The 13,413-nt window shown below is 47.4% G+C and carries 17 protein-coding genes; 16 read left to right on the top strand and 1 reads right to left on the bottom strand.

The features are described from left to right. Positions 1 to 21: 21 nt before the first annotated feature. From A1sIA79_RS01000 to A1sIA79_RS01010, 3 genes are read left to right on the top strand one after another with little or no spacing between them, the layout of a single operon-like run. Positions 22 to 1,167: a Re/Si-specific NAD(P)(+) transhydrogenase subunit alpha gene (locus A1sIA79_RS01000; protein WP_095674395.1), complete on the top strand. Its 1,146-nt coding sequence runs from the start codon at positions 22 to 24 to the stop codon at positions 1,165 to 1,167. Beyond that, positions 1,167 to 1,457 carry an NAD(P) transhydrogenase subunit alpha part 2 gene (locus A1sIA79_RS01005; protein WP_095674396.1) on the top strand — a complete coding sequence of 97 codons (291 nt, stop codon included), beginning with the start codon at positions 1,167 to 1,169 and terminating at the stop codon, positions 1,455 to 1,457. The genes A1sIA79_RS01000 and A1sIA79_RS01005 overlap by 1 nt, the downstream gene beginning before the upstream one ends. Further along, on the top strand, positions 1,454 to 2,863 hold the full coding sequence (locus tag A1sIA79_RS01010; RefSeq protein WP_095674397.1) for an NAD(P)(+) transhydrogenase (Re/Si-specific) subunit beta: 1,410 nt from the start codon (positions 1,454 to 1,456) through the stop codon (positions 2,861 to 2,863). Before A1sIA79_RS01005 ends, A1sIA79_RS01010 begins: the two co-directional genes overlap by 4 nt. A 3-nt stretch (positions 2,864 to 2,866) precedes the next feature. Here A1sIA79_RS01010 and A1sIA79_RS01015 read toward each other — a convergent pair whose 3' ends face one another. Next, positions 2,867 to 3,895, bottom strand: a complete 1,029-nt coding sequence (locus tag A1sIA79_RS01015) for a pirin family protein (RefSeq protein WP_095674398.1) — start codon at positions 3,893 to 3,895, stop codon at positions 2,867 to 2,869. A 124-nt stretch (positions 3,896 to 4,019) separates the two neighbouring features. On the opposite strand from A1sIA79_RS01015, the gene trhO reads away from it, so the two are divergent. From trhO to A1sIA79_RS01080, 13 genes are read left to right on the top strand one after another with little or no spacing between them, the layout of a single operon-like run. After that, positions 4,020 to 4,949 carry an oxygen-dependent tRNA uridine(34) hydroxylase TrhO gene (gene trhO / locus A1sIA79_RS01020; protein WP_095674399.1) on the top strand — a complete coding sequence of 310 codons (930 nt, stop codon included), beginning with the start codon at positions 4,020 to 4,022 and terminating at the stop codon, positions 4,947 to 4,949. 52 nt (positions 4,950 to 5,001) lie between these two features. Further along, positions 5,002 to 5,568 carry a GNAT family N-acetyltransferase gene (locus A1sIA79_RS01025; RefSeq protein ID WP_095674400.1) on the top strand — a complete coding sequence of 189 codons (567 nt, stop codon included), beginning with the start codon at positions 5,002 to 5,004 and terminating at the stop codon, positions 5,566 to 5,568. Positions 5,569 to 5,570: 2 nt separating this feature from the next. Beyond that, a complete protein-coding gene (locus A1sIA79_RS01030) occupies positions 5,571 to 5,888 on the top strand; it encodes a hypothetical protein (RefSeq protein WP_095674401.1) in 318 nt (105 codons plus the stop codon). Next, positions 5,885 to 7,657: a glycosyl hydrolase family 18 protein gene (locus A1sIA79_RS01035; protein WP_223298167.1), complete on the top strand. Its 1,773-nt coding sequence runs from the start codon at positions 5,885 to 5,887 to the stop codon at positions 7,655 to 7,657. The genes A1sIA79_RS01030 and A1sIA79_RS01035 overlap by 4 nt, the downstream gene beginning before the upstream one ends. Next, positions 7,657 to 7,950, top strand: coding sequence for an ATP-dependent Clp protease adapter ClpS (gene clpS / locus A1sIA79_RS01040; RefSeq protein WP_095674403.1), 294 nt, complete (start codon positions 7,657 to 7,659; stop codon positions 7,948 to 7,950). The genes A1sIA79_RS01035 and clpS overlap by 1 nt, the downstream gene beginning before the upstream one ends. Further along, positions 7,947 to 8,531, top strand: a complete 585-nt coding sequence (locus tag A1sIA79_RS01045; protein WP_095674404.1) for a DUF2017 domain-containing protein — start codon at positions 7,947 to 7,949, stop codon at positions 8,529 to 8,531. Before clpS ends, A1sIA79_RS01045 begins: the two co-directional genes overlap by 4 nt. Positions 8,532 to 8,555: 24 nt before the next feature. Continuing rightward, on the top strand, positions 8,556 to 8,972 hold the full coding sequence (locus A1sIA79_RS01050) for a M67 family metallopeptidase (RefSeq protein WP_095674405.1): 417 nt from the start codon (positions 8,556 to 8,558) through the stop codon (positions 8,970 to 8,972). A gap of 46 nt (positions 8,973 to 9,018) precedes the next feature. Further along, entirely contained in the window at positions 9,019 to 9,291 is a 273-nt protein-coding gene (locus A1sIA79_RS01055; RefSeq protein WP_095674406.1) for a MoaD/ThiS family protein, read from the top strand. A gap of 2 nt (positions 9,292 to 9,293) precedes the next feature. Beyond that, positions 9,294 to 10,244 carry a PLP-dependent cysteine synthase family protein gene (locus A1sIA79_RS01060; RefSeq protein ID WP_095674407.1) on the top strand — a complete coding sequence of 317 codons (951 nt, stop codon included), beginning with the start codon at positions 9,294 to 9,296 and terminating at the stop codon, positions 10,242 to 10,244. Positions 10,245 to 10,270: 26 nt separating this feature from the next. After that, positions 10,271 to 11,068, top strand: a complete 798-nt coding sequence (gene murI, locus A1sIA79_RS01065) for a glutamate racemase (protein WP_095674408.1) — start codon at positions 10,271 to 10,273, stop codon at positions 11,066 to 11,068. 56 nt (positions 11,069 to 11,124) lie between these two features. Continuing rightward, entirely contained in the window at positions 11,125 to 11,850 is a 726-nt protein-coding gene (rph, locus tag A1sIA79_RS01070; RefSeq protein ID WP_095674409.1) for a ribonuclease PH, read from the top strand. Then, positions 11,851 to 12,468, top strand: a complete 618-nt coding sequence (rdgB, locus tag A1sIA79_RS01075) for an RdgB/HAM1 family non-canonical purine NTP pyrophosphatase (RefSeq protein ID WP_095674410.1) — start codon at positions 11,851 to 11,853, stop codon at positions 12,466 to 12,468. A 50-nt stretch (positions 12,469 to 12,518) separates the two neighbouring features. Then, a complete protein-coding gene (locus A1sIA79_RS01080; protein WP_095674411.1) occupies positions 12,519 to 13,400 on the top strand; it encodes a superantigen-like protein SSL4 in 882 nt (293 codons plus the stop codon). Positions 13,401 to 13,413 lie beyond the last annotated feature (13 nt).

Genomic DNA, 13,413 nt, shown 5'->3' on the forward strand with positions numbered 1-13,413 from the left:
GATACATGTATCTTTTCCCCCATGAGAGTTGCAGTCCCGAGAGAAATTAGAGATGGCGAGAAGCGCGTAGCGCTAGTCCCAGACATCATCAACAAATTAACCAAATTAGGTTATGAAGTTGTCATTGAATCTGGAGCGGGTGTTCATGCTCAAGCTACAGATGAGCTGTTCATAGCAGCAGGGGCAACAATCAAAAGCGGCAATGTCATTGGTGATGCCGACGTTGTTCTCTGCGTTACTTCACTTACTCCAGCACAGATATCGTCCTTAAAAAAGGGCGCAGTCACAATCTCTTTCTTATCTCCAGTAACGGCCATAGATTCAATCGATGCAGCGGTCACAGCGGGTGTCACAGCTTTCTCACTTGAACTAGTCCCACGTATTTCACGTGCACAGTCAATGGATGCGCTGACATCTCAAGCACTCTGTGCTGGTTATCGAGCAGCACTCGTTGGCGCAGAACTTTCTCCGCGCTTTTTCCCAATGCTCATGACCGCCGCAGGAACCGTTACTCCCGCGCAAGTACTTGTTCTGGGTGCTGGTGTGGCAGGACTACAGGCAATTGCAACCGCTCGCCGACTTGGCGCCGTTGTATCTGCCTACGATGTTCGCCCATCTTCTGCTGATGAAGTGAAATCAATGGGCGCAACATTTATTGATTTGGAACTTGAGGCACTTGAAGGTGCTGGTGGTTATGCACGTGAAATGACGGAAGAGCGTGCAGCAAAGCAACGCGAACTCTTGACTCCATATATTGCCAAATCGCATCTTGTTATTACAACTGCTGCAGTTCCAGGACGAGCAGCACCGCGTTTGATGACTGCAGCCATGATTGATGCGATGGAGGCAGGAACAATCATCGTTGATCTCGCTGCCGAAACTGGTGGAAATGCTGAAGGTTCAAAGCCGGGAGAGATTGTCACTACCGCCAAGGGTGTTCAGATTTGGGGCGGTAAAGATGTGCCGAGCCAGTTGCCGTTCCATGCTTCAAGTCTGTATTCACGTAACGTGGTCAACTTACTTACCTTGATGACAACTGCAGCAAAGGATGGCGAAAAAGTAGCACTAAATATTGACTTCACAGATGAAATTATTGATAAGGCCGCACTTACACATGCAGGTGCCAAGCACACACCTGGAGCTAGTGAAAAAGGAGGCAGCAACTAATGGATGCAATTGCCGTTATCTCAATCTTCACCCTTGCAGTATTCGTGGGGTTTGAAGTTGTATCAAAGGTTTCATCAACGCTACACACGCCCCTGATGTCTGGCGCTAACGCAATTCACGGTGTCATCCTTGTTGGTGCAATCATCGTTGCAGATCACAGTGAGAGTAACCTAGAGCTTGGACTCTCACTGGCCGCAATTGTTTTAGCAACAATCAATATGGTTGGTGGCTTTGTAGTTACCGATCGCATGCTTGAGATGTTCAAGCCTAAGAAGGGAGACCAGAAGTGAGTAGCACTCTCTATAGCTTGGTAGGTCTCGCTGCCGGTGTGGCATTTATCTTGGCACTTAAAGGACTCTCGCATCCAAAGACTGCACGCCGCGGTAACTTAATTGGTGCCTTTGGTGCAACAGTCGCAACTCTTTCAGTCTTTCTCTATGTCACTCCGAGCGGAGACGGTGCAGAGACACATTCACTGCCAATTCATAACTTGGGTTGGATCTTGGGTGCAATCGCAGTGGGTCTGATTATTGGAGTACCTGCGGCTCGCAAAGTTGAGATGACTCAGATGCCACAGCTTGTCGCACTCTTTAATGGTGTGGGCGGTGGCGCTGCAGCACTTGTTGCAATCGTGGAGTACTTAAATCTTGGCGATAGCGCAACGACAGCAGAAGTAATCTTCACTGTCTTTACCGTTGTTGTGGGCTGCGTATCTTTCAGCGGTTCCATCATTACATTTATGAAGCTACAAGAACTTATGACTACGCGCCCAGTGGTATTTCCTGGCGGTAGATTTGTTATCGCTGCCACCCTCGCTGCAGTACTTGGGGTCAGCGTCTGGGTTGTAATTGCCCTTGGAACAACTCCACTACTAGTTCTTGCAGTGATCTCGTTGCTCTTTGGTGTGCTCTTTGTACTCCCAGTGGGTGGTGCAGATGTACCTATCGTGATCTCACTGCTCAACGCATTCACAGGTCTGACTGTTGCAGCAAGTGGTTATGTGCTCTCATCAACACTTTTGATTATTGCAGGAACTCTTGTCGGTGCTTCAGGAACAATTCTGACTCGCTTGATGGCAGAGGCGATGGGACGCTCACTCTTTGGAACTCTCTTCGGTGCATTTACTGCAAAACCACAGGCAGCAACTGGCACAGCAGAAGAACGTCCAGTTCGCTCAGGATCTCCTGATGACGTTGCGATTCTTCTTAATTATGCCCGACGTGTAGTTATCGTTCCTGGCTTCGGACTTGCCGTTGCGCAGGCGCAACACACAGTGCGCGAACTTGCCGACCTTATGCTTTCAAAAGGTATTGATGTTGCATATGGAATTCACCCGGTAGCTGGTCGTATGCCAGGACATATGAACGTACTTCTTGCTGAAGCAAATGTTCCTTATGATCAATTAGCTGAAATGGATGAAGTCAATCCAACATTTGGTCAGACAGATGTCGCCATTGTTATTGGAGCAAATGACGTTGTGAATCCTGCAGCACAAACAACTCCAGGTTGCCCAATCTACGGAATGCCTATCTTGGAAGTAAATCACGCTGCCAACATCATCTTCCTGAAGCGCTCTATGCGCCCAGGATTTGCTGGCATCGAAAATGAACTTCTCTATGACCCAAAGACAATGCTTCTCTTCGGTGATGCCAAAGCATCGCTGACTAAAGTTGTCTCAGCACTGAAAGCGCTATAAGAACTAGCTTTCTTGTAGGTCAGTTGGAGCGTTGTGCACATCCAAAATCTTGGTGCGGTTCACCGGACGCTTGGCATCGTCCTTGTATATCGCTGGAATTGAGCCAAGTAGGCCCTTCTGGAAATCTTCAAACGCTTGCAGAACTTCACTCTTTGTATTCATCACAAAGGGACCCATCCAGGCAACAGGTTCCTTAATCGGTTGCCCGCCAAGAATGAAGAGCTCCAAGTTTGGAGAACGCGACTCTTGTTGATTTGCGGCGCGAACAACAATGCAATCACCTTCACCGAAGACGGTGAGTTGACCCATTGAAATCGGACGCTGTTCATCTCCGACAAAACCCTGACCTGACATTGAGTAAACAAGTGCGTTGTAATCCTTGCGCCAAGGAAGTCTAAGTTCGGCACCAGGTGCAACGGTTGCGTGAATGAGAGTAATCGGAGTCTGGGTTGATCCTGGCCCAACGTGACCATCGAGTTCACCAGCAATAATTCGAATAAGTGATCCACCATCAGTTGATGTTAGAAGTGCGACATCTTTTGCTCGCACATCTTGATATGCAGGAGGCGACCACTTCTTCACAGCAGGAAGATTTACCCAGAGTTGGAAGCCATGAAATAAACCGCCAGAGACCACTAAATGTTCTGGGGGAGTTTCGATGTGAAGAATTCCACCACCAGCTGTCATCCATTGCGTGTCGCCATCTGTAATCGAGCCACCACCACCATTGGAATCTTTATGATCGAAGATGCCGTCAATAATGTATGTGACAGTTTCAAAACCACGGTGTGGATGCCACGGAGTACCTTTTGGTTCACCTGGCGCGTATTCAACTTCTCCCATTTGGTCTAAGTGAATAAAAGGATCTAACTCCGCAAGATCAACACCGGCAAATGCACGTCGAACAGGAAAACCTTCGCCCTCAAATCCTTGCGGCGCAGTTGTAATGCTCTTGATGCCTCGCGCACGCAGATGTGAAGCATCGGTGATGCGAGGAAGAATTGTTATATCGCTAACGGTTACTGCTGGCATTGGTGCTCCTTTGTGATGAGCCAAATGTAGTTGAACTTTCAACTACCTGCAACTTGGCCATTTTTTGTGGCGTGGATGCTTAAGTCAGAGCGAAAATCGATGAGCCCCGCAAGCGGTCTAGAATATGGTCGTGAATAAGCACGCACCGAAGCTCAACAAAGTGGTTCTGTATTACGGCTTCACCCCTGTTGCAGATCCCGAGGCGATGCGTCTATGGCAGAAACAACTCTGCGAATCCTTAAATCTCAAAGGTCGCATCTTGATTTCTCCACATGGAATTAACGGAACTGTTGGCGGTGAGATGGCCGAAGTGAAGAAGTATGTGCGCGAAACCCGTCGCTATCAAGGTTTCAAAAACATCACTTTTAAATGGTCAGATGGAACTGGAACTGAGTTTCCACGGCTTCGGGTGGTCGTCAAAGATGAACTCGTAGCCTTTGGAAACCCTGATGAGATAAAAGTTGACGAAAATGGTGTCATTGGCGGCGGAGTTCATCTTCGCCCAGAACAGGTAGAAGAACTTGTCAAAGAGCGCGGCGATGAAGTTGTCTTTTTTGATGGAAGAAATGCGTATGAAGCAAAAATTGGCAAGTTCAAAAATGCAGTTGTTCCAGATGTTGAGTCTTCCCGCGACTTTGTGAAGGAAATTGAAAGCGGAAAATACGATCACTTGAAGGATAAGCCGGTTGTTACATATTGCACAGGAGGGATTCGATGTGAAATTCTCTCTGTGGTCATGAAAAACCGAGGATTTAACGAGGTCTATCAAATAGATGGTGGCATTGTGAAGTATGGCGATCGCTTCGGCGATGAGGCTTCTTGGGAAGGTTCGCTCTATATTTTTGATGATCGCATCTCTATGGATTTTTCAGATAAGGCAAAAGTCATCGGAGAATGCGATAAGTGCAAAGCTCCAACCAAGGATTTTCGAAACTGCAACACAGCATCTTGTCATCAGTTGATTTTGCTCTGCGATAGCTGTGCAGCACTGCCATCTAATTTAAGTTGCACCCACGACCAGAGTCGTCACCGCGATTCTGAATTGATTGGCTAACACTTCAAGCGTTCGTCCCCTGATTAACTTACCTCTGCCATAAGATTGAGTAATGATTTGGTGGCCGGCGCAGATACCAACTCTTTCGCATGGACTGATTACCCTTCGTCCAAGCACTGAGGAAGATGTTGATGCGATTTTTAAGGCCTGCCAGGACCCGCTCATTCCAGCATTTACGACAGTGCCTTCGAACTACACGATTGATCACGCAATCGAATTTGTGCGCAATGTCCCATTCGCTTTTGCAGAGCGCCGCGAAATGTTATTTATTATTGATTACGGAAATGGTGCTGATAAGAAATTTGCTGGAGAGATCTCACTTCATTCGGTCAATATTCGAAACCACACAGCTGAGATTGGTTACTGGATTGATTCCACTCAGCGTAGTAAGGGAATTGGCACTACCGCCACACAAATGATTACCGAACTTGGATTACGTGAAATTGGATTCAAGCGGATTGAAGCACTGGTTGATGTTGATAACCACGCATCTCAGAAGTTGTTAATTAGCGCAGGCTATGAAAAAGAAGGAATCATGCGCAAGAAAGTCACCCGCGAGGATCGCGGGCAGATAGATATGGCACTCTTTGCGGCAACCGATTCAACATGGGGGAGGTAGATATGGAATCACTTGTCCTACTTGTCTCTGTCTTAGTTTCCGTAGTTCTATTCAGTGCACCTATTTCGATTCTCCTCTCAAGCCGAATAGCGCAATCGCTGACTGGCAATCTGGTGGCAAAGATTCTGCGTCGAGCCTTGATGGCCTTTGTCAGCGCTGTGGGTTCTGTTTTTTCCTTCTTCTTTATCATCAGCCCAATTCCTATGTTGCTGAAGATAATTTCACTGGCAGCTCTGCTTTTGAACATCTGGTCGGTCGACCGTGAATACGGTGGGCGATTGATGACTCGCTTTAAATCTATATTTGGAAAATCGGCATGAAGAAGTTTTCACGCGTTAGTCTCACATTTACTCTTTTATTTTCACTTCTTGCCAGCACCCCTTTTCTGCCTTCTACACACGCCGAAGAGAATGTGCCACGCAAGATTCTTACCGGATGGATCCCTTATTACTCAATGAAAACAGCGCTTCCAGATGTGCTCAACAATGTAGATCTCATAAAAGAGGTAATGCCATTCTGGTACACACTTAAATACAACGGGAAGACTAAGGCCCCCGAAATTACCGACCTTTACGCACCGGCAAATCCAAGCGTGCCGATTTCGGTGCCCCTGACCGCACTTCGCAATGCCAATCTCCAGATTATTCCTACGATTACCGATGGAACCAGTGAAGGTGTTCTCGCAGGATTACTTAAGAGCCCGACATCTCGCACGCAAGTAGTCAATGCAATTATGAATCTAGTGCGTGTCAATAACTACGATGGAATTGATCTTGATTTTGAAGGATTCGCATTTGTTGATAAAAACACAACCTGGAAGGCCACTGCTCCGCTATGGACCGCATTTGTCAAAGAGTTAAGCGTTGCACTGCATGCGGAAGAGAAGCTTCTCTCGGTAACTACGCCTTATGTGTTAAATCCTGCAGATAAGCAGAAGGGTTATTACGTATACGCCTGGGCTGCAATCGCGGATTCAATCGACAAATTGCGCATCATGACGTACGACTATTCGCCAGCAAGAGTTGGTCCACAGGGACCAATTACGTGGGTTGAACGGACATTGCAATATGCCATCTCAATCATGCCTGCATCGAAGGTGTTTGTGGGTATCCCTGGCTATGGGCGAGACTGGGTAACGGCTGTTTCGGGAGTATGCCCAGCAAACGTTGCTAATTCAGTAAAGGTGGGAGCCAAAGCTGCAACATTCGTGATGCGTGATGCGCAATCACTTGCAGCTACTTATGGGGCAATACCAACCTATAACGAGCAGTTTGGTGAGGTCACTTTTACTTATCAAAAGGTTTATAACGGAACCACGGCCGGCGGGCTCGCGACAACTTGCACGGCATCGCGCACAGCGTGGTATCAAGACAATCGCAGTTGGGCGCTTCGAGCCGCACTTGTTACCAAATACCGCATAGGTGGAATAACAGCGTGGACATTTGGCATGGAAGAGCCACTCGCAATGGAAGCTATTCGAACAGTTGCAAAATCAATCGCTCCAGATCAAGTCAACGTTGTGACATCAGTTGATAAGAGTGAGATGAGCTATGGAACGCCATTCACAATTACTGGACAATTGAGCATTAAAGATAAGTCACCTATTGCCAATCTTGCTGTCCGAGTCGAAGGAAAGTCTGTGGGTGAAAGCACCTGGCGCACCTTGGCAAATGCAATCACAAACGCGGAAGGCAACTTTGAAAAGTCATTGATTCTCGGCAAATCAACGTCGATCCGTGTTTATTCAGATGCAACGTGGGATAGGAGTGAAGGTCTTTCAGTTGAGATCCCAATCACCATCAGTAGACAGTTAAATCTCAGTGCCCCAACGACTGCTAAGTCTGGAACAGAATTCCAGATTAGTGGCAATGTGCTTCCTCGCAGCGCTGATGCCATGGTGACCCTCGAGAAACTAACCGGGAAAGAGTGGCAATCTATTACTGAAAGTGTACTCACTGATGCTCAAGGTAACTTTGTCATCACGGTCGCACCACAAAATCGTGGCGTGTATACCTTGCGAACCACTGTGAGCGAAGATGCAAATTGGGCTGCCTTAACAAGTCAAACATTCAATATCATTATCCGGTGATGGTGAAAACGGCAGATAAGGTCGAGGAAGAGATTCGCGCAATCTTTTCTAGTGATACGCCATGGGTCACCATTGTTTGGGATGACCCAGTTAACTTGCAGACCTATGTCACCTATGTGTTTATGGAACTTTTCAACTATTCCAAAGCTCGCGCCACTGAGCTGATGCTGCAAGTTCATAATGAGGGCAAAGCTATTGTTTCCACAGGAAGTCGAGAAGAGATGGAACATGATGTCGCGCGCCTACATGAATATGGATTGTGGGCCACATTGCAACGCGGTGATCAGCTGTGACCGCTACGGAAGGTTTTAAGCGCCACGGGGATCATTCATACGTTGCACAATTTGCTGACAGTGAGAAAGAAGTGCTCCTGAATTTGTGTGAACAAATAATTGAACTTTTAGCAGAGCGTACAGACCATGGAAATGATGATCCACTGGCGGCAATGGTTGGAATTACATCCCATGATTCTCCACCCGAAGATGACGTGCTGCACCGTCTCTTGCCTAATGCATATGCCGATTCTGTCGATTCATCTGAATTTCGCAGATATACCGAATCAACTCTGCGTGCAAAAAAGCAAGCACATGCAGTTGTGATGCGCATACATTTAAAATCATCAGAGGATGGCACTATTGATTTAGATCACGACAATGCCAATGCCTGGCTTGGCGCGATAAACGATATTCGATTGGCACTGGGTGTGCGCCTTAAGGTGGAGAGTAATTCCAATGAACATCTTGAAATTCTCGCACCCGATGATCCGCTTCGAGGTGTCTATGCTGTCTACACCTGGCTAGGTTGGTTACAAGAAAGCCTTCTCTCAGCCCTGATTGATGATGCAGATTCGAAATCGCAACCTGAGAATTCTTAAGATGACTTCTTGTAAGATACACACATGACTCTAGAAATCTCTCGCACATTAGTCGATGCGATTCTTGAACAATCACGCGTTGAATATCCAGATGAATGCTGTGGTGTGATCTTGGGGCCAGTGGGTTCAGATAAAGCTATTCGGCATAAGCCAATGATCAATGCAGCACATTCGCCTACTTTTTATGAGTTTGATCCAAAAGATCTTTTAGCACTTTACCGCGAGGTCGATGATAATGATGAAGAGATTATTGTTATTTATCATTCCCATACAGAGACAGAGGCTTATCCCTCTCGAACCGATATCGCCTACGCCGGCGAACCGGGTGCACACTACGTCTTGGTTTCTACCCGCAAAGAGATTGCAACAACTCCAGAATTCCGTTCATATCGCATCATTGATGGGGTAGTGACCGAAGAGCCGGTCACCATTCTCGAGTAGGAATTCTCGATTAGAGATAGCGCCGATTTTTCGACATAATTACGCCATGGCTATTGAAGTTCGCATCCCAACGATATTGCGCCCCTATACAAAAGATCAGAAAACAGTAGAGGCTCAAGGCGTAACCCTTGCTCTCATTATTAGCGACCTTGATGCAAACTTTGCAGGAATGGGTGAGCGACTACTAGAAGATGGCGCACTACGTCGCTTCATCAATATTTATATCAATGATGAAGATGTACGTTTCTTAGGTGGACTCGAGGCTCCGGTTAAGGATGGAGACTCCATCACAATTTTGCCTGCTGTCGCTGGTGGCTAAATTTGGCACGATATGACTCACTCGAATCATCGGTAGGAAACACACCTCTTATCGGTTTACCTCGTCTTTCTCCAGCACCAAATGTTCGTTTGTGGGCAAAGATGGAAGACCGAAACCCGACTGGTTCAATTAAAGATCGCACAGCTATTTCAATGATTGAAGCTGCAGAACGTGATGGTCTCTTAAAACCTGGCGCAACAATTCTTGAACCAACAAGTGGTAACACGGGAATCTCACTTGCCATGGCTGCCAAAGTTCGCGGATATAAATTAATTTGTGTGATGCCAGAGAACACAAGTCCAGAACGCAGGCAGTTACTTGAGATGTGGGGCTCTGAAATTATTTCTTCCCCAGCAGCTGGTGGTTCTAATGAAGCTGTGCGCGTTGCGAAAGAAATTGCGGCAAAGAATCCTGATTACGTTTTCCTCTATCAATATGGCAACCCTGCAAATACCGCGGCGCACTACAACGGCACCGGACCTGAACTGTTTAGAGATTTACCAACTATTACACACTTTGTTGCCGGCCTTGGAACAACGGGAACACTTATGGGAGCAGGGCGTTACTTGCGCGAGAAGAACCCTGACGTGCAAATTATTGCGGCCGAACCTCGATATGGTGAATTGGTTTATGGGCTTCGCAATATTGATGAAGGCTTTGTCCCTGAGCTTTATGATGCATCAATTCTCACTCGACGATTCTCAGTAGGCGCCGAAGATTCCGTGAGGCGCGTTCGCGAACTCTTGGAAGTCGAAGGAATTTTTGCTGGTATTTCAACGGGTGCGATATTGCATGCAGCTATTGCTATGGGCCAAGAAGCAATCGCTGCAAAGCGTGATGCCGATATTGCATTTATCGTCTGCGATGCTGGCTGGAAATACTTATCGACCGGCATTTACGGCTCACAGGTCGAAGCCGCAACCGAGGGACTCGACGGCACTCTTTGGGCTTAATCCGTTCTCGCCGTTAGACTCATCCCATGAGTTCTGCGCCAATCGGTATCTTCGATTCTGGTGTTGGCGGTTTAACGGTTGCTAGAGCAATTCTTGATCAATTACCCAATGAATCCACTTTATATATAGGTGACACAGCGCGCGGACCATATGGTCCTAGGCCTCTGGCAGAAGTTCGCGACTTCGCTCTAGAAACTCTAGATTTCCTCGTCGAGCAAGGAGTCAAAGCCCTCGTTATCGCATGCAATACCGCAAGTGCTGCCATGTTGCGCGATGCAAGAGAGCGATATTCGATACCAGTTATTGAGGTAATTCAACCGGCTGTTCGTCGAGCCGTTGCTGCAACACGATCAGGTCGAGTTGGAGTTATTGGAACTCGAGCAACAATTGAATCAAAGGCATATCTCGATGCCTTTGCCGCTGCTACGCAATTAAGAATTGAATCCATTGCTTGCCCGCTCTTTGTGGAGTTTGTAGAGCGCGGTGAAACCTCTGGAGAAGCAATCACAAAAATTGCTCGCGAATATCTCAAGCCAATGATTGATGCCGATATCGACACATTAGTCTTAGGTTGCACCCACTACCCACTTCTTACCGGCGTCATTTCCTATGTTATGGGTAACGATGTTTCCCTCGTTTCAAGTGCCGAAGAAACTGCAAAGGATCTATACCGAGTATTGGTTGAGAATAATTTGCTTCGGGGCGGTTCTGAGAGCCCATCCACTCATAAGTTCCTAGCCACAGGAGATGCTCAAGCATTTGAATTACTTGCACGACGCTTCCTAGGGCCAGAAGTTGGTTCGGTGCAGCACCAAGATTTGTGAGCAATAAACTTTAATTCTAGCTTTATCCGCAGAACTAATAGAGAACGAGGAATGTAATGGCACGCAACGATGGACGCACAGTAGATCAACTCCGCGATATCAAGATAACTCGTGGCTGGTTGGATTACGCCGAAGGTTCAGTACTTGTTGAATTCGGAAAGACTCGCGTGCTCTGCGTTGCATCTTTCACCCCAGGTGTTCCTCGCTGGCTAAAAGATTCAGGTAACGGATGGGTCACCTCTGAATATTCAATGCTGCCTAGAGCTACCCATACGCGCTCTGATCGTGAGAGCGTGAAAGGAAAGCTAGGGGGTCGCACGCAAGAGATTTCGCGCCTGGTCGGCCGCTCATTGCGTGGAATTGTTGATATGAAAGAGCTTGGCGAAAACACAATCGTTATCGATTGCGATGTGCTGCAAGCCGATGGCGGAACTCGCACAGCTGCAATCACTGGTGCATATGTTGCACTGGCAGATGCAATTGCCTGGGCTCAAAAAGAAGGTCATGTAAAGGCAAGTGCAAAACCACTTGCGGACTCAGTAGCTGCGGTCAGCGTCGGAATTGTCGATGGCGTTCCGATGCTTGATATCTGTTATGAAGAAGATGTGCGGGCAGAGACAGATATGAATGTTGTGTGCGCCGGTGATGGAAGATTTATCGAAGTCCAGGGCACTGCAGAAGGGGCACCTTTTGATCGCGCACTGCTTGATTCTTTACTCAATCTTGCTGTCGCTGGATGCGCCGAACTTACCAACTTGCAGAAACAAGCACTCGCTCGCTAAATGTCACACACGTTATTACTTGCCACTCGCAACAAAGGAAAGATTGAAGAGTTCCGCCGAATTCTTGAAGCCATTGCACCTGGGGCAATAAACCTGGTAGGTCTTGATCAATTTCCAGATCTTGCTGATGTCATAGAAGATGGCGCAACTTTCGAAGAAAATGCGCTCAAGAAGGCGCGAGAAATGTCGATGGCAACGGGGCTACCTGCAATTGCCGATGACAGTGGACTCTGTGTTGATCACTTAAATGGCGACCCAGGAATTTTCTCTGCGCGATGGGCAGGTTCCCATGGTGATGATGCAGCAAATACTGAAAAAGTTCTACAACAGTTGCGCAATATTCCAGATGAGAAAAGGGGAGCACATTTCACCTGTGTCGCGGCCCTCTATCTGCCTGATGGCAGGAGCCACTGGGAAGAGGCAGAGTTCCACGGCTCAATATTGCGCGCACCAGTGGGTGAATTTGGATTCGGGTATGACCCCATATTTCTACCCCATGGTTTCGCGCAGTCGAGTGCGCAAATGAGCGCAGAAACCAAGGATGCAATCAGTCATCGGGGAAAATCGCTTCGAGCCATTGCACCGCATGTGATTACATTGCTTGAAAACCTGGGTTAAACTTTGCCTGTATCTATCATCTTTGAACGTCAACTATCTAGGAGATTACAGTGGCAGTAAAGAAGAAGTCAGCAGCGAAGAAAGCTGCGCCAAAGAAGTCAACCGCTAAGAAGAGCACAGCTAAAAAGTCTCCTGCGAAAAAGAGCGCAGCGAAGAAGAGTGCGCCTAAGAGAGCAGTCAAGAAGGCCGTTGTAAAGAAGAAGACTGCGAAGAAGGTTGCCAAGAAGTCAACCGCAAAGAAGTCAACGGCTAAAAAGACAGCAAAGAAGTCTGCAGCGCGTAAGAAGATTGCATCACAGGTTGTCATCCCGCCAGTTCCATCAGTTGGTGGATCTCGTGTAAATGTTTCAACAACCCCATCACCTGCTGCGCCGCGTACTTCAGCAGCAAGTGCTAAACCAGCGGCTGCTTCAAAGCCAGCGACGAGTCCGAACAGCAAGTCGTCATCAAAGGCCCTCTTTGCAGTTCTACTTGGAATTCTCCTAGTTGGTGCATTCGTTATTACTAATTCAAGTAAAGATAGCGATGAGATGGCAACTGAAACACCTGCAGCAACAGAATCTGCAGCACCCGAGGAAACTCCGGCTGTAACAGAATCTGCAGCACCTGAGGAAACTCCAGTTGTAACAGATCCTGCTAACACAACAGGTGAGGCACCATCACGTTTCATTGGAAACTGGAAGGACAGTTCAAAGTCTGTCATGGTTATTACTTGGAAAGCACCAGCTGGAGAAGTAAAGGGTTACTCAATAGAGACTCGTGCAAACCTCGGTGAGTGGAAAGTCGTATCAGAAGTTTCTGCAACAACATATGCTGCAGAGTTTGCTAAGACTGCAACTGAAGGTTCAACTTCATTCCGCGTATCAGCTGTTTATGCAGATGGTTCACTCGGAGTTGCAGTTCCATTCGGTTTTGCCGGCCAGTTCGAATAAAAGTTATCGGAAA

It is taken from the genome of Candidatus Planktophila versatilis, assembly GCF_002288105.1.
GTDB lineage: Bacteria > Actinomycetota > Actinomycetes > Nanopelagicales > Nanopelagicaceae > Planktophila > Planktophila versatilis.

Coding starts and splice junctions, on each gene's coding strand:
- A1sIA79_RS01030 (WP_095674401.1), top strand. CDS start 5,571: ATGGAATCACTTGTCCTACTTGTCTCTGTCTTAGTTTCCGTAGTTCTA.
- murI (WP_095674408.1), top strand. CDS start 10,271: ATGAGTTCTGCGCCAATCGGTATCTTCGATTCTGGTGTTGGCGGTTTA.
- A1sIA79_RS01055 (WP_095674406.1), top strand. CDS start 9,019: ATGGCTATTGAAGTTCGCATCCCAACGATATTGCGCCCCTATACAAAA.
- A1sIA79_RS01000 (WP_095674395.1), top strand. CDS start 22: ATGAGAGTTGCAGTCCCGAGAGAAATTAGAGATGGCGAGAAGCGCGTA.
- clpS (WP_095674403.1), top strand. CDS start 7,657: ATGGTGAAAACGGCAGATAAGGTCGAGGAAGAGATTCGCGCAATCTTT.
- A1sIA79_RS01015 (WP_095674398.1), bottom strand. CDS start 3,895: ATGCCAGCAGTAACCGTTAGCGATATAACAATTCTTCCTCGCATCACC.
- A1sIA79_RS01025 (WP_095674400.1), top strand. CDS start 5,002: ATGATTTGGTGGCCGGCGCAGATACCAACTCTTTCGCATGGACTGATT.
- rdgB (WP_095674410.1), top strand. CDS start 11,851: ATGTCACACACGTTATTACTTGCCACTCGCAACAAAGGAAAGATTGAA.
- A1sIA79_RS01035 (WP_223298167.1), top strand. CDS start 5,885: ATGAAGAAGTTTTCACGCGTTAGTCTCACATTTACTCTTTTATTTTCA.
- trhO (WP_095674399.1), top strand. CDS start 4,020: ATGGTCGTGAATAAGCACGCACCGAAGCTCAACAAAGTGGTTCTGTAT.
- rph (WP_095674409.1), top strand. CDS start 11,125: ATGGCACGCAACGATGGACGCACAGTAGATCAACTCCGCGATATCAAG.
- A1sIA79_RS01005 (WP_095674396.1), top strand. CDS start 1,167: ATGGATGCAATTGCCGTTATCTCAATCTTCACCCTTGCAGTATTCGTG.
- A1sIA79_RS01050 (WP_095674405.1), top strand. CDS start 8,556: ATGACTCTAGAAATCTCTCGCACATTAGTCGATGCGATTCTTGAACAA.